Origin of the sequence: Rubrivivax sp. JA1026, from assembly GCF_011065555.1 — a bacterium.
Classification (GTDB): domain Bacteria; phylum Pseudomonadota; class Gammaproteobacteria; order Burkholderiales; family Burkholderiaceae_C; genus Rubrivivax; species Rubrivivax benzoatilyticus.
The window spans coordinates 204,625-230,515 of the sequence record NZ_JAALCQ010000001.1; the positions used below are offsets into that span (position 1 = coordinate 204,625).

24 protein-coding genes are annotated in these 25,891 nt (G+C 71.6%); 16 read left to right on the plus strand and 8 right to left on the minus strand.

Annotated elements, in window-relative coordinates; translation table 11 throughout:
• The first annotated feature begins 3 nt into the window (after positions 1 to 3).
• A complete protein-coding gene (locus G5B56_RS00955) occupies positions 4 to 2,358 on the plus strand; it encodes a UvrD-helicase domain-containing protein (RefSeq protein ID WP_009857081.1) in 2,355 nt (784 codons plus the stop codon).
• A gap of 25 nt (positions 2,359 to 2,383) precedes the next feature.
• Here G5B56_RS00955 and G5B56_RS00960 read toward each other — a convergent pair whose 3' ends face one another.
• The 3 genes from G5B56_RS00960 to G5B56_RS00970 are packed head-to-tail and all read right to left on the minus strand — an operon-like array spanning position 2,384 to position 4,578.
• Positions 2,384 to 3,211, minus strand: coding sequence for a BPSS1780 family membrane protein (locus tag G5B56_RS00960; RefSeq protein ID WP_164962065.1), 828 nt, complete (start codon positions 3,209 to 3,211; stop codon positions 2,384 to 2,386).
• 8 nt (positions 3,212 to 3,219) lie between these two features.
• Positions 3,220 to 4,200 (minus strand): homoserine kinase, encoded by a 981-nt coding sequence (locus tag G5B56_RS00965; RefSeq protein WP_009857083.1) that lies wholly within the window; start codon positions 4,198 to 4,200, stop codon positions 3,220 to 3,222.
• A 54-nt stretch (positions 4,201 to 4,254) separates the two neighbouring features.
• The gene (locus tag G5B56_RS00970; protein WP_009857084.1) at positions 4,255 to 4,578 is read right to left on the minus strand and encodes a hypothetical protein; all 324 of its coding nucleotides are present in this window, start codon (positions 4,576 to 4,578) and stop codon (positions 4,255 to 4,257) included.
• A gap of 58 nt (positions 4,579 to 4,636) precedes the next feature.
• On the opposite strand from G5B56_RS00970, the gene polA reads away from it, so the two are divergent.
• From polA to G5B56_RS01000, 6 genes are all read left to right on the plus strand, one after another.
• Positions 4,637 to 7,384: a DNA polymerase I gene (gene polA / locus G5B56_RS00975; protein ID WP_009857085.1), complete on the plus strand. Its 2,748-nt coding sequence runs from the start codon at positions 4,637 to 4,639 to the stop codon at positions 7,382 to 7,384.
• A gap of 323 nt (positions 7,385 to 7,707) precedes the next feature.
• Positions 7,708 to 8,064: a CidA/LrgA family protein gene (locus G5B56_RS00980; RefSeq protein ID WP_009857086.1), complete on the plus strand. Its 357-nt coding sequence runs from the start codon at positions 7,708 to 7,710 to the stop codon at positions 8,062 to 8,064.
• Positions 8,057 to 8,773 carry an LrgB family protein gene (locus G5B56_RS00985; RefSeq protein WP_009857087.1) on the plus strand — a complete coding sequence of 239 codons (717 nt, stop codon included), beginning with the start codon at positions 8,057 to 8,059 and terminating at the stop codon, positions 8,771 to 8,773. The genes G5B56_RS00980 and G5B56_RS00985 overlap by 8 nt, the downstream gene beginning before the upstream one ends.
• Before the next feature lie 62 nt (positions 8,774 to 8,835).
• Complete coding sequence (locus tag G5B56_RS00990; protein WP_009857088.1) at positions 8,836 to 9,237, plus strand: hypothetical protein; 402 nt, start codon at positions 8,836 to 8,838, stop codon at positions 9,235 to 9,237.
• An 85-nt stretch (positions 9,238 to 9,322) separates the two neighbouring features.
• Positions 9,323 to 11,407 (plus strand): polyphosphate kinase 1, encoded by a 2,085-nt coding sequence (gene ppk1 / locus G5B56_RS00995; protein ID WP_164962066.1) that lies wholly within the window; start codon positions 9,323 to 9,325, stop codon positions 11,405 to 11,407.
• Between the two features lie 14 nt (positions 11,408 to 11,421).
• Positions 11,422 to 11,883, plus strand: coding sequence for a histidine phosphatase family protein (locus tag G5B56_RS01000; RefSeq protein WP_009857090.1), 462 nt, complete (start codon positions 11,422 to 11,424; stop codon positions 11,881 to 11,883).
• Positions 11,884 to 11,924: 41 nt separating this feature from the next.
• On the opposite strand, the gene ppx is transcribed toward G5B56_RS01000, so the two are convergent.
• The gene (ppx, locus tag G5B56_RS01005) at positions 11,925 to 13,427 is read right to left on the minus strand and encodes an exopolyphosphatase (protein WP_164962067.1); all 1,503 of its coding nucleotides are present in this window, start codon (positions 13,425 to 13,427) and stop codon (positions 11,925 to 11,927) included.
• Between the two features lie 85 nt (positions 13,428 to 13,512).
• On the opposite strand from ppx, the gene G5B56_RS01010 reads away from it, so the two are divergent.
• Positions 13,513 to 14,388 (plus strand): dienelactone hydrolase family protein, encoded by an 876-nt coding sequence (locus G5B56_RS01010; protein ID WP_164962068.1) that lies wholly within the window; start codon positions 13,513 to 13,515, stop codon positions 14,386 to 14,388.
• Positions 14,389 to 14,397: 9 nt separating this feature from the next.
• Here the strand turns inward: G5B56_RS01010 and G5B56_RS01015 are convergent, their stop codons facing one another.
• From G5B56_RS01015 to ubiE, 3 genes are all read right to left on the minus strand, one after another.
• Entirely contained in the window at positions 14,398 to 14,880 is a 483-nt protein-coding gene (locus G5B56_RS01015; protein ID WP_240920610.1) for a type II toxin-antitoxin system RatA family toxin, read from the minus strand.
• A gap of 53 nt (positions 14,881 to 14,933) precedes the next feature.
• Positions 14,934 to 15,857, minus strand: coding sequence for a 1,4-dihydroxy-2-naphthoate octaprenyltransferase (gene menA, locus G5B56_RS01020; protein WP_164962070.1), 924 nt, complete (start codon positions 15,855 to 15,857; stop codon positions 14,934 to 14,936).
• Positions 15,858 to 15,957: 100 nt separating this feature from the next.
• Positions 15,958 to 16,713, minus strand: a complete 756-nt coding sequence (ubiE, locus tag G5B56_RS01025) for a bifunctional demethylmenaquinone methyltransferase/2-methoxy-6-polyprenyl-1,4-benzoquinol methylase UbiE (protein ID WP_009857095.1) — start codon at positions 16,711 to 16,713, stop codon at positions 15,958 to 15,960.
• Between the two features lie 177 nt (positions 16,714 to 16,890).
• Here ubiE and G5B56_RS01030 point away from each other — a divergent pair, with 177 nt between their 5' ends.
• The 4 genes from G5B56_RS01030 (at position 16,891) to dsrP (ending at position 21,216) form a co-directional block, all read left to right on the plus strand.
• The gene (locus G5B56_RS01030) at positions 16,891 to 18,297 is read left to right on the plus strand and encodes a coproporphyrinogen-III oxidase family protein (protein ID WP_081467612.1); all 1,407 of its coding nucleotides are present in this window, start codon (positions 16,891 to 16,893) and stop codon (positions 18,295 to 18,297) included.
• A 137-nt stretch (positions 18,298 to 18,434) separates the two neighbouring features.
• Positions 18,435 to 19,028, plus strand: a complete 594-nt coding sequence (locus G5B56_RS01035; RefSeq protein WP_009857097.1) for a hypothetical protein — start codon at positions 18,435 to 18,437, stop codon at positions 19,026 to 19,028.
• The gene (locus tag G5B56_RS01040; RefSeq protein WP_164962071.1) at positions 19,028 to 19,993 is read left to right on the plus strand and encodes a 4Fe-4S dicluster domain-containing protein; all 966 of its coding nucleotides are present in this window, start codon (positions 19,028 to 19,030) and stop codon (positions 19,991 to 19,993) included. Before G5B56_RS01035 ends, G5B56_RS01040 begins: the two co-directional genes overlap by 1 nt.
• Positions 19,990 to 21,216 carry a sulfate reduction electron transfer complex DsrMKJOP subunit DsrP gene (gene dsrP, locus G5B56_RS01045; RefSeq protein ID WP_009857099.1) on the plus strand — a complete coding sequence of 409 codons (1,227 nt, stop codon included), beginning with the start codon at positions 19,990 to 19,992 and terminating at the stop codon, positions 21,214 to 21,216. Before G5B56_RS01040 ends, dsrP begins: the two co-directional genes overlap by 4 nt.
• On the opposite strand, the gene G5B56_RS01050 is transcribed toward dsrP, so the two are convergent.
• Positions 21,203 to 21,523, minus strand: coding sequence for a c-type cytochrome (locus tag G5B56_RS01050; protein ID WP_009857100.1), 321 nt, complete (start codon positions 21,521 to 21,523; stop codon positions 21,203 to 21,205). The two genes, dsrP and G5B56_RS01050, sit on opposite strands and share 14 nt — an antisense overlap.
• 161 nt (positions 21,524 to 21,684) lie before the next feature.
• Here G5B56_RS01050 and G5B56_RS01055 point away from each other — a divergent pair, with 161 nt between their 5' ends.
• The 4 genes from G5B56_RS01055 to G5B56_RS01070 all read left to right on the plus strand — a co-directional run bounded on the left by G5B56_RS01055 (position 21,685) and on the right by G5B56_RS01070 (position 25,891).
• On the plus strand, positions 21,685 to 22,605 hold the full coding sequence (locus tag G5B56_RS01055; protein ID WP_009857101.1) for a polyprenyl synthetase family protein: 921 nt from the start codon (positions 21,685 to 21,687) through the stop codon (positions 22,603 to 22,605).
• 7 nt (positions 22,606 to 22,612) lie between these two features.
• A complete protein-coding gene (locus G5B56_RS01060) occupies positions 22,613 to 23,785 on the plus strand; it encodes a methyltransferase (RefSeq protein WP_164962072.1) in 1,173 nt (390 codons plus the stop codon).
• A 151-nt stretch (positions 23,786 to 23,936) separates the two neighbouring features.
• Entirely contained in the window at positions 23,937 to 24,890 is a 954-nt protein-coding gene (gene bchC / locus G5B56_RS01065) for a chlorophyll synthesis pathway protein BchC (protein ID WP_037290611.1), read from the plus strand.
• Positions 24,887 to 25,891 carry a chlorophyllide a reductase iron protein subunit X gene (locus tag G5B56_RS01070; protein WP_009857104.1) on the plus strand — a complete coding sequence of 335 codons (1,005 nt, stop codon included), beginning with the start codon at positions 24,887 to 24,889 and terminating at the stop codon, positions 25,889 to 25,891. Before bchC ends, G5B56_RS01070 begins: the two co-directional genes overlap by 4 nt.

Sequence of the window (25,891 nt, forward strand, 5' to 3'; positions counted from 1 at the left end):
GGGATGCATCTCCAAGACGCGCAGCTGCTGCGCAACCTGAATCCCGAACAGCTCGCCGCCGTCACGCTGCCGGCCGTGCCCGCGCTGATCCTCGCCGGTGCCGGCTCCGGCAAGACGCGTGTGCTGACGACGCGCATCGCCTGGCTGCTGGCCACCAACCAGGTCTCGCCGGGCGGCGTGCTCGCCGTCACCTTCACGAACAAGGCCGCCAAGGAGATGCTGACGCGGCTGGGCACGATGCTGCCGTTCGCCGTGCGCGGCATGTGGATCGGCACCTTCCACGGCCTGTGCAACCGCCTGCTGCGCGCCCACTGGAAGGCCGCCGGGCTGCCGCAGAGCTTCCAGATCCTGGACAGCGGCGACCAGCTCTCGGCCGTCAAGCGGGTCGTCAAGGCGATGAACCTCGACGAGGAGCGTTTCGTGCCCAAGCAGGTGGCGTGGTTCATCGCCGCCCAGAAGGAAGAGGGCCGCCGGCCGGCCGCCGTCGAGGCCTTCGACGAGCACACGCGCAAGCTGGTGCAGGTCTACGAGGCCTACGAGGAGCAGTGCCGGCGCGAAGGCGTCGTCGACTTCGCCGAGCTGATGCTGCGCAGCTACGAGCTGCTGCGCGACGACGAGCCGCTGCGCGAGCACTACCGCCGCCGCTTCGGCCACGTGCTCGTCGACGAGTTCCAGGACACCAACCGGCTGCAGTACGCCTGGCTGAAGATGTTCGCGCCGCCGGGCGCCCAGGGCCAGGGCGTGTTCGCCGTCGGCGACGACGACCAGAGCATCTACGCCTTCCGCGGCGCGCGTGTCGGCAACATGGCCGACTTCGAGCGCGAGTACCGCGTCAGGAGCGTCATCAAGCTCGAGCAGAACTACCGCTCGTTCGGCAACATCCTCGACGCCGCCAACGCGCTGATCGCGCACAACGCGCAGCGCCTGGGCAAGAACCTGCGCACCGACGCCGGCCCCGGCGAGCCGATCCGCGTGCAGGAGGCGGCCAGCGACTACGCCGAGGCCCAGTGGCTGCTGGACGAGGCGCGCGAGCTGCACCGCGGCGGCATGCCGAGGAGCGAGATCGCCGTGCTCTACCGCAGCAACGCGCAGAGCCGCGTCATCGAGAGCGCGCTGTTCAACGCCGGCATTCCGTACCGCGTCTACGGCGGCCTGCGCTTCTTCGAGCGTGCCGAGGTCAAGCACGCGCTGGCCTATCTGCGGCTGCTGGAGAACCCCGACGACGACACCAGCTTCCTGCGCGTCGTGAACTTCCCGGCGCGTGGCATCGGCGCACGTTCGATCGAGCAGCTGCAGGACGCGGCGCGGGCCAGCGGCCGCAGCCTGGCGCAGAGCGTCGGCGCGGTGCCGGGCAAGGCCGGCCTGAACCTGCAGGGCTTCGTGCACAAGCTCGACACGATGCGCAGCGCCACCCAGGGGCTGACGCTGCGCGAGATCATCGAGCACGTGGTGCACGAGAGCGGGCTGCTGGACTTCTACCGCACCGAGAAGGAAGGCCAGGACCGCATCGAGAACCTGCAGGAACTGGTCAACGCCGCCGAGAGCTTCGTCACCCAGGAAGGTTTCGGCAAGGACGCGGTGGCGCTGCCGCTGGACGAACACGGCCCCGGCACGCTGGCCGGTGGCGGCGAGACCGCGATCCCGTCACCCGACGCCGAGACCGGCGAGATCGTCTCGCCGCTGGCGGCCTTCCTGACGCACGCCTCGCTGGAAGCCGGCGACAACCAGGCCCAGGCCGGCACCGACGCCGTGCAGCTGATGACGGTGCACTCGGCCAAGGGCCTGGAGTTCGACGCCGTGTTCATCACCGGCATCGAGGAAGGCCTGTTCCCGCACGAACAGTCGCTGTCCGACGCCGACGGCGTCGAGGAGGAGCGGCGGCTGATGTACGTCGCGATCACGCGGGCTCGCAAACGCCTGTACCTGAGCTTCAGCCAGACGCGCATGCTGCACGGCCAGACGCGCTACAACGTCAAGAGCCGCTTCTTCGACGAGCTGCCCGAGGGCGCGCTGAAGTGGCTGACGCCGCGCCAGCAGGGTTTCGGCTCGGGCTACGCGCGCGAGTACCGCCAGGCCTGGGACCGCGGCCAGGGGCTGTCGGGCATCGTCGGCGCCGGGCGCGTCGAGCGTGCCGAGCCCTGGCAGCAGCCGGTGCCGTTCACGCCCAAGGCGCCGGCGGCGCCGGCCGGGCAGGCGCCGCTGCGCACCGGCCAGGCGGTGTTCCACACCAAGTTCGGCGAGGGCGTGGTCGTCACGCTCGAAGGCAGCGGCGAGGATGCGCGCGCCCAGGTGCGTTTCGGCCGCCACGGCGTCAAGTGGCTGCTGCTGGCGATGGCCAAGCTGACGCCGATCGAGTGACCGGCAGGGTGCCGGCCGGGCGGTCTCAGGCCGGCTCGGCCGGCTCCACCGGCGGCCGCACCGCGTCGGCACCGCCGAAGCTGTCGTTGAAGGTGAACAGCAGCGAGACGTAGAACACGGTCGAGAACAGCAGCCCCGCCGGCAGCGCCAGCATCGAGGCCGCGCTGTGCGCGCCGAGCAGCGAGAAGACCAGCGCCGCAACGATGCCGAAGACCGTCGCGACGACGAACCAGGCCAGGCCGTAGACGAAGAACGCGCCCTTGCAGCGCCAGACCGCCAGCGTGCTGGAGAACAGCGACTGCGCGACGCCCTGCCGGCCCCAGTGCACCAGCGCCGGCGCGTGCCAGAACGGCACCGACAGCAGCGTGCCCAGCACCAGGCCGACGAAGGCCGCGGTCGTCACGCCGGGCTCGGCCATCAGCGCGTCGAGTTCCTCCTGCGGCACGGTGCCCCGGGCCATCAGCTCCTGCAGGCGCTGCATCGCGCCGCCGGACACCAGGTCGCAGATCACCAGGATCGCGATCGCGCACAGCCCGTACAGCGCGCAAAGCACCAGCAGCGAGGTGCGCCGCCGGGCGTCGCCCTTCAGCGGCTCGACGAACTGCGCCGGCGTCACCGGCCCGCCGATCAGCGCCGACTGCGACGCCACCATGAAGCCCAGCGACAGCATCGGCAGCGACATCATCTGCAGCACGCCGCCGAGGACGGGCACCAGCGACACCGCCAGCGCCGCGAACAGGAACACGGCGAACAGCGCCGTGAAGGCCAGCGGGCGGCGGGCGTAGAGCGCGAAGGCGTCGCGCAGCCAGCGCGCACCACGCGCGGGATCGACGGTCTTCAGTTGCAGCGGCATGCGGGGGTTCAGGAGCTGGGCGTGGCCGGCGGATGCCACGGGTTGTCGATGCGGTCGCGCAGCAGGCGCTCGAAGTGCGCCGGGTCCTTGGGCTGCAGCAGCGCGGCGTCGCGTGGCAGGTGCCAGTCGCGCAGCCGCGAGAGCCAGAAGCGCAAGGCCGCGGCGCGCAGCAGGCCGGGCATCAGCCGGATCTCGGCGTGCGTCAGCGGGCGCACGGCCTGGTAGGCGGCCATGAAGGCGAGCGCCCGTTCCTCGTCGAGGCCGGCGGTCGTCAGGTCGGCGCACCAGTCGTTGAGGCAGACGGCGATGTCGAAGAGCAGCGTGTCGGTGCCGGCGAAGTAGTAGTCGAAGAAGCCGCAGAGGCGGTCCTCGCCGGCGGTCTCGTCGAACATCACGTTGTCGCGGAACAGGTCGGCGTGGATCGCGCCGCGCGGCAGGGCCTGGCCGGCTGCCGAGGCCGCGAGCTGCCGCTGGAACGCGAGCTCGTCCTGCAGCAGCGCGGCCTGCGCGGCGTCGACGAAGGGCAGCACCTCGGGCACCGTGGCCGCCCACCAGTCCAGCCCGCGCAGATGCGGCTGCTCGAGCGGCAGGTCGGCGACGGCGAGGTGGGCGCGGGCCAGCATTTCGCCGACCTGGGCGCAGTGCGGCGCCTCGGGCGAGAGCCGGTGGCTGCCGGGCAGCCGCGTGACCACCGCCGCCGGCTTGCCGGCCAGCGTGTGCAGCAGGCCGCCGTCGGCATCGGCCTGCGGCGCCGGCACCGGGATGCCGTGCTGCGCCAGGTGCTGCATCAGCGCCAGGTAGTAGGGCAGTTCGTCGCGCGACAGGCGCTCGAACAGCGTCACGACCCACTGGCCGCGTGCCGTCGTCGCGTAGTAGTTGGTGTTCTCGATGCCCGAGCGGATGCCGCGCAGCTCGGTCAGCGCGCCCAGGCCCAGGCGGCGGAGCAGGGCGTCGGCTTCGGCGAAGCCGACTTCGGTGTAGACGGCCACTTCAGGCTCCCGCGGGCGCGGCCGCGGCGCGGGGCTCGGACACGGTGCGCACGGTCAGAACGACAGCATGCGCCAGACGCGCCGGCCCGCCGGATCGCCCGGCTGCGAGGGGTCGCGCGAACCGCTGGACGGCACGATCTCGTAGGGCTTGGAGCCCGGCGCCTTGCCGTGCACGACGATGCTCTGCGTCTGGCCGCGCACCTTGACTTCCTCGATGCGCACGTGGTCGTCCTCGGAGACCTGGCGCTGCACGGCCGGCTCGGGCACCGACGTCGCCTGCGCGGCGGCATCGGGCGGCAGCACCGTCTGCGCCGGGGCGGAGGCCGCCGCGGCCGCAAGGGCCAGCGTCGGCAGGAGGAAGCGGAACGGTCGCGCCATGGCGTGATTCTAGGCGGCCTGCCGCAGCCCGCCGCCTCGCCTGGCCGACAATGGGGCGATGGACGACTCCCGCCCCACGCTGCTGCTGGTCGACGGCTCCAGCTACCTCTACCGCGCCTACCACGCGCTGCCCGACCTGCGGTCGCCCGACGGCTTCCCGACCGGGGCCCTGCACGGCATGGTCGCGATGATGAAACGCCTGCGCGAGCAGGTGCCCGCCGAACACGCCGTCTGCGTCTTCGACGCCAAGGGCCCGACCTTCCGTGACGACTGGTATGCCGACTACAAGGCCCACCGGCCGTCGATGCCCGAGCCGCTGGCGCAGCAGGTCGCGCCGATCCACGAGGTCGTGCGCCTGCTCGGCTGGCCGGTGCTCGAGGTGCCCGGCATCGAGGCCGACGACGCGATCGGCACGCTCGCCTGCGTGGCCAAACGTGCAGGCCACCGCGTTGTCGTCTCCACCGGCGACAAGGACCTGGCCCAGCTCGTCGACGAGCACGTCACGCTGATCAACACGATGAGCAACGAGACGCTGGACCCGGCCGGCGTGCTAGCCAAGTTCGGCGTGCCGCCGCAGAGGATCGTCGACTACCTGACGCTGGTCGGCGACGCGGTCGACAACATCCCGGGTGTCGAGAAGGTCGGCCCGAAGACGGCGGTGAAGTGGATCACCGAACACGGCTCGCTCGACGGCGTGATGGCCGCCGCGGCGACGATCAAGGGCGTGGCCGGCGAGAACCTGCGCCGCGCGCTGGACTGGCTGCCGCAGGGCCGGCGCCTCGTCACGGTGGCCTGCGACTGCGACCTCGCGGCCCACGTCCCCGGCTGGCCGGCGCTGGACGCGCTGGCGCTGCGCCCCGCCGACGAAGCCGGGCTCCTGGACTTCTACCGCCGCTACGGCTTCAAGACCTGGGGCCGCGAGCTGGAGGGCCAGCTCGGCGGCGACGTGCCCGCCGCGACGGCGACCGGCACCGTGTCGGCGGCTGCGGCGATCGACGTCGCACGCGAGTACGAGACGGTGACAACCTGGGAGCGCCTGGACGCCTGGCTGGAACGCCTGCAGGCCGCCGAGCTGGTGGCCATCGACACCGAGACCGACTCGCTGGAGCCGATGAAGGCGCGCATCGTCGGCATCAGCTTCGCCGTCGAACCCGGCCGCGGCGCCTACGTGCCGCTGGCGCACGCCGGCCCCGACGCGCCCGAGCAGCTGCCGCTGGACGCCGTGCTGGCGCGGCTGAAGCCCTGGCTGGAGGACGCCTCGCGCGCCAAGCTCGGCCAGAACCTGAAGTACGACCGCCACGTCTTCGCCAACGCCGGCATCGCGCTCGCCGGCGTGCGCCACGACACGATGCTCGAGAGCTACGTGCTCGAGGCGCACAAGCCGCACAGCCTGGAAAGCCTGGCCGAGCGCCACCTCGGCCGCAAGGGCCTGTCCTACGAGGACCTGTGCGGCAAGGGCGTGAACCAGATCCCGTTCGCCCAGGTCGACGTCGCGCGCGCCACCGAGTACTCGGCCGAGGACAGCGAGATGGCGCTGCACGTGCACCAGGTGCTGTGGCCCGAGATCGAGGCCGACGCCGGGCTGCGCCGCGTCTACGAGGCCATCGAGATGCCGGTGGCCGAGGTGCTGGCGCGCATCGAGCGCCACGGCGTGCTCGTCGACCCGCAGGAGCTGGCGCGCCAGAGCCGCGACCTGGCCGAGCGCATGGTGGCGCTGGAGCAGGAGGTCTACGCGATCGCCGAGCAGCCCTTCAACCTGGGCAGCCCCAAGCAGATCGGCGAGATCCTGTTCGGCAAGCTCGGCCTGCCGGTGAAGAAGCGCACCGCCAGCGGCGCGCCGAGCACCGACGAGGACGTGCTGACCGAGCTCGCCGCCGACTACCCGCTGCCGGCACGCATCCTCGAGCACCGCAGCCTGGCCAAGCTGAAGGGCACCTACACCGACAAGCTGCCGGCGATGGTCAACCCGGCCACCGGGCGCGTGCACACCAACTACGCGCAGGCGGTGGCGGTGACCGGGCGGCTGGCGAGCAACGAGCCCAACCTGCAGAACATCCCGATCCGCACGCCCGAGGGCCGGCGCGTGCGCCGCGCCTTCGTCGCGCCGCCGGGGCACGTGATCTTGAGCGCCGACTACTCGCAGATCGAGCTGCGCATCATGGCCCACATCAGCGAGGACGAAGGCCTGCTGCGCGCGTTCTCCGAAGGCCTGGACGTGCACCGCGCGACCGCCGCCGAGGTCTTCGGCATGCCGCTGGCGGAGGTGACGAGCGAGCAGCGCCGCTACGCCAAGGTCATCAACTTCGGGCTGATTTACGGGATGGGCGCCTACGGGCTGGCGGCCAACCTGGGCATCGAGCAGAAGGCCGCCAAGGACTACATCGACCGCTATTTCGCGCGTTTTGCCGGCGTCAAGCGCTACATGGACGAGACCCGGGTGCGCGCCAAGGAGAAGGGTTATGTCGAGACCGTCTTCGGCCGCCGGCTGTGGCTGCCGGAGATCAACTCCGGCAACGGCCCGCGGCGCAGCGGCGCCGAGCGCCAGGCGATCAACGCGCCGATGCAGGGCACGGCCGCCGACCTGATCAAGCTGGCGATGATCGCCGTGCAGAAGGAGCTGGACGCCAGCGGCCGCGCGACGCGCATGGTGATGCAGGTGCACGACGAACTGGTGCTCGAGGTGCCCGAGGCCGAGCTCGACTGGGCGAAGGACGCGATCCCGCGGCTGATGGCCGGCGTCGCCGCGCTGAAGGTGCCGCTGCTGGCCGAAGTCGGCGTCGGCGCCAACTGGGACGAGGCGCACTGAGCGGCGCGGCTGGCGGCGGGCCGGAGACGGCAGGGGTCAGGAGACGGCAGGGGTCAGGTCTTGCAAGACCTGACCCCGTCTTCCGCAGCGTTCCAAGGCTGCAGGGGTCAGGTCTCAAGAGACCTGACCCCGTCTTTCCCGTCTCGGCCGCGCGCGCTCACTGACATCGTTCTTTCGACGTTGCTTGCCGCGGGGGCATGCTGCAGGGGTCAGGTCTTGCAAGACCTGACCCCATCTTCCGCGGCGTTCCGAGGCTGCAGGGGTCAGGTCTCAAGAGACCTGACCCCGTCTCCCCCGTCTCCCTCGTCCATCGGTGAGGAAAGATGAAACCACTGCAAGGCCTGGCGCTGCTGCTGTTGCTGCAGGCCGCCGGCGAGTCGCTGACCCACGCGCTGGCGTGGCCGTTTCCCGGCCCGGTCGTCGGCATGGTGCTGCTGCTGCCGCTGCTGCGCTGGCGGGCGGTGCGCGAGCCGGTCGAGGCCACCGCCGGCTTCCTGCTGGCGCACCTGTCGCTGCTGTTCGTGCCGGTCGGTGTCGGCGTCGTCGCCCACCTGGACCTGGTGGTCGAGCACGGCGTCGCGCTGCTGGCGGTGATCGTCGTCTCGACCTGGATCGGCCTGGCGGTGACCGCGCTGGTGCTGCGCCGGCTGCTGCGCGGCGAGGAGGCGGGCGGTGGCTGAGGTCGTCGAACTCTGGGTCTACCTGTCGTCCCGGCCGCTGTTCGGGCTGACCGCGACGCTGGCCGTCTACGTCGCCGCCCAGGCCGTCTACCGCCGGCTGGACCACGCGCCGCTGGCCAATCCGGTGCTGTGGTCGGTGCTCGCGCTGGCCACGCTGCTGGCGGCCACCGGCACGCCGTATCCGGCCTACTTCGCCGGCGCGCAGTTCGTGCACGTGATGCTCGGGCCGGCGGTCGTCGCGCTGGCCTGGCCGCTGTGGCAGCGTGCGGCCGAGGTGCGCCGGCGCGGGCGTGCGCTCGTGCTGGCGGCGCTGGTCGGTGGCGCCGCGGCCGCCGGCAGCGCCGTCGCGCTGGCCTGGGCGCTGGGGCTGCCGCCCGAGGTGATCCGCTCGCTGGCGCCGAAGTCGGTGACGGCGCCGGTGGCGATGGGCATCGCCGAGCAACTCGGCGGCGTGCCGGCGCTGGCGGCGAGCTTCGCGGTGCTGACCGGGCTCGTCGGCGCGCTGTCGGCGCGCTACCTGTTCGCCTGGCTGAAGGTGCCCGAGTGGCCGGTGCGCGGTTTCGCGGTCGGCACGGCCGCGCACGGCATCGGCGCGGCCCGCGCGCTGCAGGTGCACCCCGACGCCGGCGCCTATGCCGGGCTGGCGCTGGGCTTGCAGGTGCTGCTGGCGGCCTTGTTGATTCCTCTCGTGGCGCGATGGCTGGGCTGACCGCCGGCCCGCCGCGCCGGGTGCCGCGTACGATGCGTCATCCCCGCAGCGAGGAGCCTCCGATGCCCAGGTCGCCGAAGCCCGCCACGCCGGTCGCCACGGGCCGCAAGCCCAAGCCGGCCGCCGCGCCGGCCGTGCGCCCGTTCCTGCGGTTCCACCACTCGCACGAGCTGCGCGTGAAGACGCTGCAGGTGCTGGACAGCGTCGAGGGCGCCGACAAACCTTCCGCCTGTTCAGCGCAGCTCACCGCGCTGGTGCTCGAGCTGACCGAGAGCGGCATGGAGCAGTACTTCCTGCAGCCGCTGAAGGCCACCCAGGCGAACTTCGTCGTCCAGCAGTCGGCCTCGATCGGGCTGTCGGGCGTGCAGAAGCTCATGGGTGGCGTCATCCGCAACATCCTCGCACGCATGGACGACCGGCAACTGCTGTCGGTCTGCGGCTCGATCCGCCAGTTCATGATCTGAGCCGGTGCTGGCACAGGGCCTGCCTCGGTGAAAGTCCCGCCCGCCGTGTCACGGCTTTGTCGCACGGCGTTCATAAACTGACGCCATGGCCGACGAAACGCGCGTCGGCGACCTGGGCGAGCCACCTGCGGCCGCCGTGTCGCCGCCCCCGACCCTGCTCAACCGCGAAAGCTCCATCCTCCAGTTCAACCGCCGCGTGCTCGCCCAGGCGCGCCGGCCCGACGTGCCGCTGCTGGAGCGGCTGCGCTACGTCACCATCGTCTCGTCCAACCTCGACGAGTTCTTCGAGGTGCGGTTCGCCGACCTGGCCGAAGCCTCGCGCCGCCCCGGCGGCGGCGTCTCGCGCGAGGACCTGGCCGCGGTCGCCGCCGCCGCGCACGCACTGATCGACGAGCAGTACGCGCTGCTCAACGACGAGGTCGTGCCCGAGCTGCAGCGCCACGGCATCGTCGTCGTCAACCACGCCGACCGCGACGAGGCCCAGCGCCGCTGGGTGCGCCGCTTCTTCGAGCGCGAGGTGCGGCCGCTGCTGGTGCCGCTGGTGCTCGACCCCAGCCACCCGTTCCCGCTGGTGGCCAACAAGTCGCTGAACTTCATCGCCCGGCTCGGCGGCCGTGACGCCTTCGGCCGCGAGAACTCGATCGCCATCGTCAAGGTGCCGCGTGTGCTGCCGCGCGTGATCCGCCTGCCCGACTCGGTCAGCGGCGGCCGCCAGGCCTTCGTGCTGCTGACCAGCGTCATCCGCGCTCATCTGGAGGAGCTGTTCCCGGGGCGCAGCGTCGAGTCCTTCTCGCAGTTCCGCGTCACGCGCGACTCGGAGCTGGAGTACGACGCCGAGGACGTGACCAACCTGCGCCAGGCGCTGCGCAGCAACCTCAGCAAGCGCCACTTCGGCCTGGCGATCCGGCTGGAGGTGGTGCACAGCTGCCCGCAGGAGCTGCACGACTTCCTGCTGCGCCAGCTGCAGCTGCCCGAGTACGCGCTGTACAAGGTCAACGGCCCGGTCAACCTGGCGCGCCTGACCGAGCTGATCGACCAGGCCGGCAGCGACGATCTGCGTTTCCCGCGTTACGAGCCGGTCTGGCCGGCCGCCGACCTGCCGCCGGGGCGCTCGATCTTCGACCGGCTGCACGACGGCGACGTCGTGCTGCACCATCCGTTCGAGAGCTTCGAGCCGGTCGTGCAGTTCCTGCGCGAGGCGGTCGAGGACCCGGACGTGCTGGCGATCAAGCAGACGATCTACCGCACCGGCAGCCAGAGCGTGCTGATGGACCTGCTGATCGAGGCGGCGCGCCGCGGCAAGGAGGTGATGGCCGTCGTCGAGCTGACCGCGCGTTTCGACGAGGAGGCCAACATCAACTGGGCCGAGCGCCTGGAGGCCGTCGGCGCTCAGGTGGTCTACGGTGTCGTCGGCCTCAAGACCCACGCCAAGCTGATGCTGGTGACGCGGCGCGAGCACGGCCGGCTGCGTCGCTACGTGCACCTGTCGACCGGCAACTACAACCCGAAGACCGCGCGCCTGTACACCGATCTCGGTTATCTCAGCACCGACCCCGAGCTGACCGCCGACGCCGACGCCGTCTTCCAGCAGCTTGCCAGCCAGGGCCGCACGCGCATGCGGCGCATGCTGACCGCGCCCTTCGTGCTGCATCGCCGGCTGATCGCACACATCGCGCAGGTCGCCGCGGCGGCGCGTGCCGGCCGTCCGGCGCGCATCGTCGCCAAGGTCAACGCGCTGACCGACCCGGGGCTGATCGCGGCGCTGATGGACGCCGGCCGCGCCGGCGCGAAGATCGACCTCGTGATCCGCGGTGCCTGCATGCTGCCGCCGGGTGTGCCGGGGCACACCGACACGATCCGCGTGCGCTCGGTCGTCGGCCGCTTCCTCGAACACACCCGGGTGCTGTACTTCCGCTGGGGCGAGGGCGACGACGACGAGGTGCTGTACCTGTCCAGCGCCGACTGGATGAGCCGCAACATGTTCCGCCGCATCGAGCTCGCCTGGCCGGTGCGCGACGCGGCGCTGCGCCAGCGCATCGTCGACGAGGCGCTGGTGCCCTATCTGCACGACGAGCTCGACGCCTGGACGCTGGGTGCCGACGGCGCCTACCGCCGTGTCGCCGAGGCCGGCATCAGCGCCCAGCAGGCGCTGACACGGCGCTACCGCTGAACCGGAGCCGCCGCATGGACCTGATCCTCTGGCGCCACGCCGAAGCCTTCGACGCCCGCGAGGGCCAGAACGATCTCGAGCGCGAGCTGACGCCCAAGGGCGAACGCCAGGCGCGGCGCGTCGCCGCGTGGCTCAATCGCCAGCTCCCGGCCGGCACGCGGGTGCTCGCCAGTCCGGCGCGGCGTGCGCAGCAGACCGCTGCCGCGCTGGAGCGGCGCATCAAGACCGTGGCCGAGCTCGCGCCCGACGCTTCGGTCGAGGCGCTGCTGCACGCCACGCGCTGGCCCGAGGCGCGCGAGCCGGTGCTCGTCGTCGGCCACCAGCCGATCCTCGGCCTGACCGCGGCGCTGCTGCTGTCCGGCGAGATCCAGGCCTGGACGGTGCGCAAGGCCGGCGTCTGGTGGCTGCGCTCGCGCGAGCGCGGCGACACGCTGCAGGTGGTGCTGCACGCCGTCGTCGGGCCCGAGGCGGTCTAGGAGTCAGCGCGGCAAACGCCGCGGCGCCTGCGGCGCCGCGTTCAGCGCGGCAGCAGCAGCTTGCGCGGCCCCGAGCGGGCCCAGGTCTGGGCTTCTTCCTCCAGCAGGAAGACGGTGCGCGGGTGGGCCTTGGCCCAGGCGGCGTCGTAGGCCAGCACGGCGTCGCGGCCGCGCACACGCAGCGCCAGCGCCTTGGTGTCGACGTCGGCCCGTGCGTGGCACTTGATCGCCGCCAGCCGCAGGCACATCACCTGCCAGCCCAGCAACTCGCTGCTGAGCGCATCCTCGATCTTGCGCAGGCCGCCACGCTGGCCCAGCACGAGCTGGCCGATGCGCCGCTGCTGGCTCTGCGAAAAGCCCGGCGCGTCGACGTGCGCCAGCAGGTAGGCGCTGTGGCGGTGGTGGTCGTGGTGCGAGACCATCAGCCCGATCTCGTGCAGGTCGCAGGCCCAGCCGAGCTCGCGCCGGACCTCGGCGTCGGCGTCCGGCATGACGCCGTCGAACAGCGCCAGCGCCACGGTGGCGACACGCCGCGCCTGCTTGACGTCGACATCGAAGCGGCGCTGCAGCTCGTGCACCGAGGCGTCGCGCATGTCGCTCGGGTGGCTGCGCCGCAGCGCGGCCAGGCGCTCGTGCAGGTCGACGACGACGCCCTGGCGCAGCGCGCCCTTGGCCGGCCACAGCGTGGCGATGCCGAAGTTCTCGGCCAGCGTCTGCAGGATCGCCAGGCCGCCGGGGATGACGGCGCGGCGCTCGGGCTTGAGGCCCGGCAGGTCGAGCCGGTCGACGTGGCCGGCGGCGATGCAGCGCTGCTCCAGCCAGGCCAGGCCCTCGGGCGTGATGCGGCCGTCGCTGACGCCGCTGGCGGCGAGGATCTGCGACACCGCGCCGGCGGTGCCCGACGAGCCCAGCGCCTGCTGCCAGTGGCGCGACGAGAACGGCTCCATCGCCTCTTCGAGCTCGGCGCCGGCGGCCACGCGGGCGGCACGGAAGGCCTCGGCGTCGATGCCGCCGTCGCCGAAGAAACGCAGCGACAGGCTGACGCAGCCCACGGCGAAGGACTCGGCGCTCACCGGCGTGCGGCCGCGGCCGAGGATCAGCTCGGTCGAACGCCCGCCGATGTCGACGACCAGGCGCGGCTCGTCGGCCGGCTGCAACTGGGCGACGCCGGCGTAGATCAGCCGTGCTTCCTCGCGCCCGGAGATGACCTCGATCGTGTGGCCCAGCGCTTCCTGGGCGCGCAGCAGGAAGGCGTCGCGGTTACGCGCCTCGCGCAGCGTCTGCGTCGCCACCGCACGCACCTGCGCCGGCGCAAAACCGGTCAGGCGCGCGGCGAAACGCCGCAGGCAGTCCAGGCCGCGCTGCACCGCTTCTTCGGTCAGCAGGCCCTGGTCGTCGAGGCCCGCGCCGAGGCGGACCATGTCCTTGTAGTAGTCGCTGCGGCGGTAGCGGCCGCGCTGGATCTGCGCGATCTCGAGCCGGAAGCTGTTGGAGCCCATGTCGACCGCGGCCAGCGGCAGGTCGGGCGAGGTGATGTCGGCCATGGGCCGATTGTGCAAGAGGCCTCTCACGGCGCCGTGACGGCCTTCCTAGAATCGACTCGACTTGTTTGAGGTCAAGGAGGCGAACATGCAGCAAGCCGAGTTCGATTCCCTGGTGTCGCCACGCGACCCCAACCGGCGCGACTTCGTGCGCGGCGCCGTCGGCGGCACGTTTGCCGCCGCGGTGCTGCCGGTGGTGGCGCAGACGGTGATCACGACCGACAGCGCCGGCCTCGTCGCCGGCGAGGTCACGGTGCCGGTCGGCGACTTCCGCATGCCGGCCTACCGCGCCGCGCCGGCGAACCGCCCGAACGCGCCGCTGCTGCTGGTCGTCAGCGAGATCTTCGGCGTGCACGCACACATCGCCGACGTCGCGCGGCGCTTCGCCAAGGCCGGCTACTTCGCCGTCGCGCCGCAGCTCTTCGTGCGCCAGGGCGACGCCGCCGCCTACACCGACATCCCGCGCCTGATGAGCGAGGTGATCTCCAAGGTGCCCGACGAGCAGGTGATGCGCGACCTCGACGCGAGCGTGGCCTGGGCGGGCGGGCAGGGCGCCGACACGACGAAGGCCGGCATCACCGGCTTCTGCTGGGGCGGGCGCGTCACCTGGCTGTACGCCGCGCACAGCCCGCAGATGAAGGCCGGCGTCGCCTGGTACGGGCGGCTGGTCGGCGACAAGACGGCGTTGCAGCCGATGCAGCCGGTGGAACTGGCGTCGCAGCTGCGTGCGCCGGTGCTCGGCCTGTACGGCGGCCAGGACGGCGGCATCCCGCTGGACAGCGTCGAGCGCATGAAGACCGCGCTGGCCGGCGGCAGCGTGGCGGCGAAGCAGTCACGCTTGGTCGTCTATCCCGAGGCGGGGCACGCCTTCAACGCCGACTACCGGCCGAGCTACCGCCCCGACGCGGCGCAGGACGGCTGGAAACGCACGCTGGCCTGGTTCGCCGAGCACGGCGTGGGCTGATTCAAGGCCTCAGGGCGGCGGCCAGTCCGCGTCGGGCGCACGCGGCGCGTCGGCCGGCGCTTGCGGCGGCGCGGTCGGCGCCAGCACCGGCGGCGGCACGTCGACCGCACGCTGCACGAAGGCGTCGACCAGCTTGTCGGCGATCTTGTCGAACACCGGGCCGGCCATGCGTGTCATCACCGCGCTGTCGAACTCGTAGTCGAGCAGGAAGTTGACCTTGCAGGCGTCCTCGGCCAGCACCTTCAGCTGCCATTCGCCGTAGAAGCGGCGGAACGGGCCGCGCTCGAGGTGGATGGCCATGAACTCCGGCCGGCGCTTCGGGTTGCGCGTGCGGATCTCGAAGCCCATGCCCTTGAAGCGGATGCTGATGTCGGCCGACACCACGCTGTCGTCGCGCACGAGGATGGTCGCGCCGGCGCACCAGGGCAGGAAGGCCGGGTAGTGCTCGGCGCCTTCGATCAGGTCGAAGAGGTGGCTGGCCGGGCGGGCCACCAAGGCGCTGCGGCGGACCTGCACGACCTAGGCCCGTTCGGTGCGTGCGCCCGTCATCGGGCGATCATCGAGCCGAGCAGGGCGCCGGCGGACAGCAGCGCGGCGAACCACAGCTCCAGGCGGAAGGTGCGGAACAGGATCTCGTTGAAGGCGATGCCGCGCGGGCAGTGCACGAAGTCGCGGCGCAGCTGCAGCGTCGACGGCAGCAGCACCAGCGGCAGCAGCAGCGTCCAGGACTGCGACAGCAGCGCCATCGGCACGAGCAGCACGAACGGCAGCAGCAGCAGCACCGTGTACAGCGCCACCGAGCCCGCTTCGCCGAAGGTCACGGCGAAGGTGCGCCGGCCGACGAGCCGGTCGTGCGCGATGTCGCGGTGGTTGTTCACCGCCAGTGCCGCCGCCGCCACCGAACCCAGCGCCACCGAGGCGAGCACGGTCACGAGGCCGAAGCTGCCGGTCAGCACCCAGTCGGTGCCGACGACGGCGATCAGGCCGAAGAACACGAAGACCGTCAGCTCGCCGTAGGGCGTGTAGGCGATCGGCTTGGGGCCGCCCATGTAGGCCAGCGCGGCCAGCAGCGACGCCACGCCGATGGCCAGCACCGGCCAGCCGCGGTAGGCGACGAGCGCGACGCCGAGTGCCGCGGCCAGCAGCGCCGCGACGACGATGCCGGCGCGCACGTGGCGCACGCTGAGCCAGCCGTTGGCCGTGGCGCGCGGCAGCCCGGTGCGCGTGCCGGTGCTCTCGCCGCCGCGCACCGTGTAGCCGACGTCGTTCTGCATGTTGGTGATGACCTGCATCAGCAGGGCGGCACCGAGCACCAGCAGCGCGGCGATCATGTCGATCGCGCCGGTGCGGTCGAAGCCCAGCGTCGCGCCGACGAGCACCGGGCTCACGGCCACCGGCAGCGTGCGCGGCCGCACGGCGACGGCCCACGCCTCGACCGATCCGGTGCGGACCGCGCGCGTGCTGTTCACCGTGGCTCTGTCTCCGGGCATGTACGCGGACTCCGTGCGGGCGAGGGAAAACGAGGGTTCGATTGTCCGCGTCGCGGGGCGACGCGCTGCTTGTGCAACATCAAGCGGTGCCGGAAGGCGCCGCCGCCGCCGGGCGGGTGCCGACGTGCACGCTGGCGATGCCGAAGCTGAGGTCGTGCCAGCGCACCTGCTCGAAGCCGGCCGCGGAGATCATCGCCGCGAAACGCGGCTGGTCCGGGAAGCGCCGGATCGACTCGACCAGGTAGGTGTAGGCCTCCGGCGAGGCGGCGATCCACGCGCCCAGGCGCGGGATCACGGTGAACGAGAACAGGTTGTAGAACGGCCTGAGCCACCACGCCGGCGTCGAGAACTCCAGGCACAGGAAACGTCCGCCGGGCTTGAGCACGCGGTGGATCTCCTTCAGCGCGTCGTCGATGCGGGTCGCGTTGCGGATGCCGAAGGAGATCGTCAGCGTGTCCACCGAGGCGTCGGCCAGCGGCAGCTGCTCGGCGCTGCCGAGCATCCAGTCGACGTGGGCGTGGCCGCGCGAGCGGCCGACGTCCATCATCTCGGCGCTCGGGTCGACGACGGTCACGCGGCGGTCGGCGGCGGCCATCAGCGCGGCGACGTCGCCGGTGCCGCCGGCCAGGTCGACGATGTGCTGGCCGGCCTGCGGCGCGGCCATGCGCACGAAACGACGCTTCCAGAGCCGGTGGATGCCGAAGCTCATCAGGTCGTTCATCAGGTCGTAGCGCGCCGCGACGGCGCTGAAGACGCGGCGGATGCGCTGCTCGCGCTCGCGCTCGTCCACGCTCTGATAGCCAAAACTGCGCGACAGCGGCGTGGGATCGTTCATGGGTGCGGAGGTCGTTCGGGCAAGGGGTGTCAGGCGGTCTCGACACTTTAACTGCCCGGCCGAAAGCCCGTCGGAAGCGGTCCATCCCGTTGACCTGTGTCAACCGACGGGTCGGCGGGGTGACTAAGGTTCGCCCCTAGGTCAGGCTCGAAGCGCACCGGCGTTCGAGATGTCTTCATGAGAACGCCCATCCCTCCCGACGACAGCACCCCCCATCGCCCGTCCGCCAGCGTGCTGAAGATCGCGAACCTCGACGCCGGCGCCTCGATGTGCTGGCAGCCGCCGCAGGCTTCCAATCCGCTGGTGCAGGCGATGCCGCACGGCGAGGCCCAGACGGCCCGGTCGCTGTACGAGGCCGCGCTGCGTGGCCTGGCCGCGCGCGCCGACGAGCCGATCGCGGTGTCGGCCCGCGTGCCGTTCTGCGCCGCGCACTGCTTCTGCTGCGACCGGGACATCCGCGCCGCGCAGCCCGACGACGTCATCGACGACTACGTCGCCGGCCTGGTCGAGGAGATCCGCGAAGTCGCGCAGCTGCTCGGCGGCCGGCGCGAGGTGCTGCAGTTCCACCTCGGCGGCGGCACCGCCAGCGAGCTGACCGGCTCGCAGCTCGCGCGCCTGGTGCAGGCGATGCAGTCGGAGTGGCGCATGCCGGCGGACATCGACATGTCCTGCGAATGCGACCCGCGCCGCGTCAGCCAGACGATGTTCGAGGTGCTGCGCGGGCTGGGCTTCCGCCGTGTCTCGCTGGGTGTGCTCGATCTCGACCCCGGCGTGCAGCAGGCCATCGGCCGGCGCCAGTCGGCAGCGCTGATCGACGACGTCTGCGAACTCGCGCGTTCGGCCGGCATCGAGTACATCAACCTCGACGTCATGATCGGTCTGCCGCGCCAGACGATGGCCAGCTGGTGCACGACGATCGACCGCCTGATCGCGATGGGCCCCGAGCGCATCCGTCTGGCGCGCTACCACCACCGGCCCTGGCATGCGCCGGCGCAGGTGGCGATCGACACCGAGTCGCTGCCGTCGCCGGCGCTGATGGCCGAACTCGCGCGCGCCAGCGCCGAGATGCTGCGCAATGCCGGCTACCGCTGGATCGGCGCCGACCAGTTCGTGCTCGAGCACGACGACCTGTCGCACGCGATGGACGACGGCCGGCTGCGCCGCAGCCTGATCTCCTACACCGCCGCGCCGGCCACGCCGCTGATCGGCCTGGGTGTCGGCGCGGTCGGCGAGGTCGACGGCGCGATGTTCTGGAACGACGGTTCGCAGGCCGCCTGGCGCAACGCGCTGCGCCACGGCCGTCTGCCGGTGGCCCAGGCGCGCCCGGCCACGCCCGGCAGCGTGCAGCGCCGCGCCGCCGTCGAGCGCCTGCTGTGTTCGCTGGAGCTGCCTGCCGCGCAGGCGCAGGGGCTGGAAGAAGGGTACGGCCGTCTGGCCGCGCGCGAGGCCGACGGCCTCGTGCGTGTGTTCGACGACCGCATCGTCGTCACCGAGACCGGGCGCCACGCGCTGCATGCGCTGTGCACCGAGCTCGACGAACCCGGCGCACAGCCGGAAGGGAGGTCCGCCCGGTGCGGTTGCTGAAACGGCGCACGGCGGCGGCATTCGGTGCCGCGGCCGTGGGCCTGGTCCTCGCGCTGGGGTTTCCGGCGCTCTTTCCGTCCGAGGCCGATGCGGCAGCTGCCGCCGCGGCTCCCGTCCTGGCGCCAGGCGCCGCGCCGGTGGTTCCGGCCACCGAGACCGCGCCGCCGCACCGTCCGCTGCGCGACAACCGGCCGCCGCAGGCGCCCGACCCGCAGGAGCCGCTGGTCTTCGGCGGCTATCCCGACGCGCCGGCCTTCAGCGTCGTGCCGCGCAAGCCGCACCTGGGGCTGTACCCGTGCAGCCAGTGCCACAAGGTGCTGCCGCTGAACAAGCAGCCGCGGGCGCTGGTCGCCGCGCCGCACGTCGCCTCGCTGCCGCACGGCGGCGGCCGCATGTGGTGCCTGGACTGCCACGTCGGCGAAGACCGCGACTGGCTGCGCACCATCGACGGCCGGCGTGTCGACTTCGACCAGTCGCAGCTCGTCTGCGGCCAGTGCCACGGCCCGCGCCACCGCGACTGGGCTTTCGGCGCCCACGGCAAGCGTGACGCCAACTGGCAGGGCGACCGCACGATCTACGCCTGCACGCACTGCCACGACGCGCACGACCCCAAGATTCCGCCGCGCGAGGCCGCACCGCCGCCGCCGGTGCGTGCCGGCCTCGAACGCCCGGCGCTGACGCCGGCGCACGCCGCGCCCGTCTGGCAGCGCGCCGCTTCCGGAGCCCGATGATGAACCGCAAGCCCGACCCCGATCCGCCCGGCGGCGACGGCGCAGGCTTCCAAGCCTTGCGCCGCCGATTCCTCACCGGCGTGGCCGCCGCCGGCGGCGCCGCCGCGACCGCCCACGCCACCGGCGCCTGGGGTGGCCAGACGCTGCAGGATGCGATGGGCAGCCTGCTGCAGGACCACTACCAGCGCATGACGAAGGACGAGATCCACGCCGCGCTGCAACGCATCGAGCGCAACGCCAGCCGCCGCTATGGCGTCGAGGCCCGCTGCGAGGACGTGCCGCCGCTGCCGAACACCGTCTTCGGCTACGCGCTGAACATCAGCAAGTGCAAGGGCTACCGCGACTGCGTCGAGGCCTGCGTCAAGGAGAACAACCTCGGCCGTGACTCGCAGATGCAGTACATCCGCGTGCTGCAGATGCCCGACGGCACGATGGACCTGGAGAAGGCCGAGCACTACTACGACGCCAAGCAAGTCCCGGTGCCCGGCCACTGGTATCTGCCGGTGCAGTGCATGCAGTGCGACAACCCGCCCTGCGTGAAGGCCTGTCCGACCAAGGCCACCTGGAAGGAGCCCGACGGCATCGTCGTCGTCGACTACGACTGGTGCATCGGCTGCCGTTACTGCATGACGGCCTGCCCGTACTGGGCACGCCACTTCAACTGGACCGAGCCGCAGATCCCGGCGGCCGAGTTCAACCCGAACCTCAGCTACCTCGGCAACCGTCCGCGGCCCAGGGGCGTCGTCGAGAAGTGCCACTTCTGCACCCAGCGCACGCGCAAGGGCCGCCAGCCGGCATGCCAGGAAGCCTGCCCGACCGGCGCACGCATCTTCGGCAACCTGCTCGACCCGAACAGCGAGATCCGCTGGGTGCTCGAGCACAAGACCGTCTTCCGGCTGAAGGAGGACCTCGGCACCGAGCCCAAGTTCTGGTACTTCAGCGACGACCGGGTGAGTCCGGCATGAATCTCTCCCGCTTCGTGCTCGACGGCCTGCGTGCGATGGCCTCCGGCGGCGCGGCCTACCGGCGCTGGCTGGCCGCGCTGGCGGCGGTGATCGCCGCCGGCCTCTTCGCCTACGGCGGCCAGCTGCAGCAGGGCATGGTCGTCACCGGGATGAGCGACCAGGTCTCCTGGGGCTTCTACATCGCCAACTTCGCCTTCCTCGTCGGCATCGCGGCGGCGGCGGTGCTGCTGGTCATTCCGGCCTATCTGTTCCACCGAGGCGACGTCAAGCAGGTCGTCATCTACGGCGAGGCGCTGGCGGTCGCCGCGGTGGTCGCGGCGATGCTCTTCGTCACCGTCGACATCGGCCGGCCCGAGCGCATCTGGCACATGCTGCCGCTGGTCGGGCGCTTCAACTGGCCGCAGTCGATGCTGGCCTGGGACGTCGTCGTGCTCGTCGGCTACCTGCTGCTGAACCTCGGGCTGCCGGCCTACGTGCTGCACGCGCGCTGGCGCGGCGAGGAGCCGGTGACCGCGCGCTACTTCCCGGTGGTCGTGGTCGCGATCTTCTGGGCGGTGTCGATCCACACCGTCACCGCCTTCCTGTTCTCGGCCAACGCCGGGCGGCCGCTGTGGCACAGCGCGCTGCTGGCGCCGCGTTTCATCGCCTCGGCCTTCGCGTCGGGGCCGGCGCTGATCATCCTGGCACTGCTGGCCTTGCGCCGCTGGGGCGGGTTGGCCGTGAAGCAGTCGGTCATCGACCTGCTGGCGGTGGTCATGACGGTGGCGCTGCAGATCAGCCTGTTCTTCGTCGGCGTCGAGCTGTTCACCGACTTCTACAACGAGACCTCGCACGCGGCCTCGATCCGCTACCTGTTCTTCGGCCTGGCCGGCGCCGGCCAGCTGCAGCCCTGGATCTGGAGCGCGCTGGCGCTGAACGTCGTCGCGGTGGTGATCCTGTCGATCCACCCGCTGCGGCGCACGCCGCGGCTGCTGGCGCTGGCCTGCGGCCTGGCCTTCCTCGGCATCTGGATCGAGAAGGGCATGGGCCTGGTGGTGCCCGGCTACATCCCGACGCCGCTGGGCGAGATCTTCGAGTACGCGCCGAGCTGGCGCGAGTGGCTGGTGTCGGCCGGCATCTGGGCCTGCGGCGCGCTCGTCTTCACGCTGCTGGCCAAGGCCGCGCTGGCCTTCGACACCGGCCGCGCGCGGGCGCGGCCGGCGGCCGACGTCAAGGCGTCTTGAGGATCCAGTCGATCACGAGCTTGAGATCGGCGTCGCTGATGCGGGCCGGCGGGGTCGGCGTCATCGGCACCTTGCCGAAGATGCCGACGCTGCCCTTGCGCACGCGTTCGGCCATCACGGCCGGGGCGCCGGCCTGACCCTTGTACTTCTTCGCGATCTCCTGGTAGCTGGGGCCCAGGCCCTTGGCGACGGGCTGATGGCAGACGGCGCAGCCGGCCTTGGTGGCCAGTTCGGCCGGCGTCGCGGCGAGGGCGCCGGAAGCGGCGAAAACGGTGCTGGTGGCGAGGATGAGAGGCGTGAGTTTCATGTGTTTCATTCGGCCAAAGGGAGCGTGCGACTGTCTTGAGCCGCGTCAGTTCCGCTTTCTTGACAGAGGTCTGCCCCGTGTCAAAATCAGTTGACACTTTGGGGTGACATGACGACCTTACAGCGGTGCGCCATCCGGTGCCGGGTCGTCGGAGGAAGTCGATGAACATGCAGACCCGCATCGAACAGGCGCTGGAGGCGGCGGTTGCCGCCCAAGAGGGCGCCGGTTGCCCCCCGAAGCTGGCGGCGGCGATCCGCCACGCGGTGTTTCCCGGCGGTGCGCGCATCCGTCCTCAGCTGTGCATCGCTGTCGCGATGGCCAACGGCGACACCGACCCCGAACTGGCCGATGCCGCCGCGTCGGCGATCGAGCTGATCCACTGCGCCTCGCTGGTGCACGACGACCTGCCGTGTTTCGACGACGCGCCGACGCGCCGGGGCCAGCCCTCGGTGCACAAGGCCTACGGCGAACGCCTGGCCGTGCTCGCCGGCGACGCGCTGATCGTCACCGCCTTCCAGACCCTGGGTGCCGCCGGTGCCCGCCACCCGGAGCGCATGGCGCGCGTGCTGCAGACCGTGGCCCGCGGCGTCGGCACGCCGCTGGGCATCATTGCCGGCCAGGCCTGGGAGTGCGAGCCGCGTGTCGCGCTGTCCGACTACCAGCGCGCCAAGACCGGCGCCCTGTTCGCTGCGGCCACGGCCGCCGGTGCGCAGGCCTCGGGTGGTGACGGCGAGACCTGGCGTGCGCTCGGCGACTGGCTGGGCGAGGCCTATCAGGTGGCCGACGACGTGCGCGACGCGCTCGCCGACCCCGAGCAGCTCGGCAAGCCGGTCGGCCGCGACGTCGCGCTCGGCCGTCCGAGCTCGGCGATCCAGCACGGCCTCGTGGGCGCCGTCGAACATTTCGAGCGCCTGGTGCAGGGCGCGATCGACGCCATCCCCGACTGCAAGGGTGCCGGCATGCTGCGCCAGATCGTGCGCATGGAGTCCGAGCGCCTGGTGCCCAAGGCCTGGTGCGCCAACATCGAAGCGCTCGCCGCCGAGCGCGCCGCGGTCCGCGCCGCCACGATCCAGACCGCCTGACATCCCGATGGACCGAGCCGAGACGAGGCCGCAGGCCGGGCCGCGCCGTTCCCCGACGCTGGCCGAACGCTTTCGCGACTGGAAGCACCGCACGATCGCCCGCCCCGGGTTCCAGAAGTGGGCCGCGGCCTTCCCGCTGACCCGCCCGGTGGCGCGCAAGCACGCCCGCGAGCTCTTCGACCTGCTGGCGGGCTTCGTCTATTCGCAGATCCTGCTGGCCTGCGTGCGCCTGGACGTGTTCCGCATGCTGGCCGACGGCCCGCTGCCGCTGGCCATCGTCGCCGAGCGCTGCGGCCTGAGCCTGGAGGCGACACGTCGCCTGGTGGCGGCTGCCGACTCGCTCGAGCTGCTGGACCTGCAAAGCGGGGACCTCGTCACGCTGGGTCGGCTGGGCGCGCCGCTGGTCGCCAACGAGGCGATCACGGCGATGGTCGAGCACCACGCGACGCTGTACGGCGACCTGACCGACCCCGTGGCGCTGCTGCGCGGCCAGGGGCGTCCGGCGATGGCCGGCTACTGGCCGTATGCCGCGGCCGCCGATGCCGGCCCCGGCCTGCCGGCGACGCTGGCCACCGAGAAGGTCGCCGAGTACTCCAAGCTGATGACGGCCTCGCAGCCGCTGGTGGCGCGCGAGGTCATCGCCGCCTACCGCTTCGGCCGGCACAAGGTGCTGATGGACGTCGGTGGCGGCGAGGGCGCTTTCGTGCGCTGCGTGGCCGCCGAGGTGCCGGGTGTCGAACTGCGGGTCTTCGACCTGCCGGCCGTCGCCGAGCGTGCCAACGAGAACTTCCGGCGCTGGGGTCTGGCCGGCCGCGCCCAGGCTTTCGGCGGCGACTTCTTCGCCGACGAGCTGCCGCGTGGTGCCGACGTGATCTCCCTCGTCCGCGTGGCCTTCGACCATCCGGATGAACGGGTGTTGACGCTGTTCAAGAACGTGCGCCGGGCCTTGCCGGACAACGGCACGCTCGTGCTCGCCGAGGCGATGGCCGAGGTGCCCGGCGTCGAGCCGATCGGCGACGCGTACTTCGGCTTCTACCTGCTCGCGATGGGCCGCGGCCGTCCGCGTTCGGCGGCCCGCCTGACGCAGCTGCTGCACGAAGCCGGCTTCGCCAGCGTCCGTTCCCTGCCCACGCACATGCCGCTGCAGGCGGGTGTCCTGGTGGCGCGCTGCACTGCTTAAGGTTTCCTGATCTAAGGCATGTCCAGCCACCTTGACACACTGAACTGTCAGCTTAAGATGACGTCGTGATGTTGAAGCCGATGAAGCACCGTTCGCCGACGTGGCCTGTGATGCCGCCGATGGTCCGTCCGCTCTCGGCATGGAGGGCTGCATGAAGACTCAAGCCATCGTGCTCGAGCAGCCCGAGCGCCTGGTTCTCCGTGAACTCGAGCTGACGCCGCCGACCGGCGAGGATCTGGTCGTCGACATCGAGTACAGCGGGATTTCCACCGGTACCGAGAAGCTGCTGTGGAGCGGTCGCATGCCGGCCTTCCCCGGCATGGGCTATCCGCTGGTGCCTGGCTACGAATCCGTCGGCCGCGTCGTGCAGGCCGGCGCCGATGCGCACCACAAGGTGGGCGAGCGCGTCTTCGTGCCCGGCGCCCGTTGTTACGGCGAGGTGCGTGGCCTGTTCGGCGGTGCCGCGTCGCGGGTCGTCGTCGCGGACTCGCGCGTCTGCGCCGTGTCCGACAGCCTGGGTGAACAAGCCGTGCTGCTGGCGCTGGCCGCGACCGCCTACCACTCGGTGGCCGGCGGCGGCAAGCGCACGCCGATCGTGCCGCCCGACCTGATCGTCGGCCACGGCGTGCTCGGCCGTCTGCTGGCGCGCATGACCGTCGTCGCCGGTTTCCCGGCGCCGACCGTCTGGGAAACCAACCCGCTGCGTGCCGAGGGTGCCACCGGCTACACGGTCGTGCATCCCGACGAAGATCCGCGCCGCGACTACCGCGCGATCTTCGACGTCAGCGGCGACTCGTCGATCCTTGATCGTCTCGTCGAGCGCCTGGCGCGCGGTGGCGAGATCGTGCTGGCCGGCTTCTACACCGAGCCGCTGCACTTCAATTTCGCGCCGGCGTTCATGCGCGAAGCCCAGATCCGGTGTGCTGCCGAATGGCAGCGCCCCGACCTGCTGGCCGTGAAGGAACTGGCCGAGACCGGGCGCCTGTCGCTCGACGGCCTGATCACCCACCACGCCAGCCCGTCCGACGCCGACGCCGCCTACCGCACGGCTTTCGGCGATCCGGACTGCCTGAAGATGGTCCTCGACTGGAGCAGTACACGATGAGTCAGACCACCTCGCCCGTCATCCTCATGCGCGACGAGCGCCTGAAGAACGAGGCGGCGATCGAACCGGATGCGGTATCCACGGCCCCGGTGACCAAGACCACGCAGATCATCGCGATCTACGGCAAGGGCGGCATCGGCAAGAGCTTCACGCTCGCCAACCTGAGCTACATGATGGCTCAGCAGGGCAAGAAGGTCCTGCTGATCGGCTGCGACCCGAAGAGCGACACGACGAGCCTGCTGTTCGGCGGCAAGGCCACGCCGACGATCATCGAGACCAGCTCGAAGAAGAAGCTGGCCGGCGAGGCCGTCTCGATCGGCGACGTCTGCTTCAAGCGCGACGGCGTGTTCGCGATGGAGCTCGGCGGCCCCGAGGTCGGCCGCGGCTGCGGCGGGCGCGGCATCATCCACGGCTTCGAGACCCTGGAGAAGCTCGGCTTCCACGACTGGGGCTTCGACTACGTGCTGCTCGACTTCCTTGGCGACGTGGTCTGCGGCGGCTTCGGTCTGCCGATCGCCCGCGACATGTGCCAGAAGGTCATCGTCGTCGGCAGCAACGACCTGCAGTCGCTGTACGTGGCCAACAACGTCTGCAACGCGGTCGAGTACTTCCGCAAGCTCGGCGGCAACGTCGGCGTGGCGGGCATGGTGATCAACAAGGACGATGGCACGGGCGAGGCCCAGGCCTTCGCCGCCAACGTCGGCATCCCGGTGCTGGCCGCGATCCCGGCCAACGAGGACATCCGCCGCAAGAGCGCCGCCTACGAGATCGTCGCCCGTCCGGGCACGACCTGGGGCCCGCTGTTCGAGCAGCTCGCGACCAACGTCGCCGAGGCGCCGCCGGTGCGTCCGACGCCGCTGTCGCAGGACGCGCTGCTGGGCCTGTTCTCCTCGGAGAGCACCGGCCGCGACGTCGTGCTCGAGCCGGCGACCGTGCAGGACATGCTCGGCAAGGACGAGATCGTCCGCCCGACGCTCGAAGTCGTCTACGACGCCGCCTGA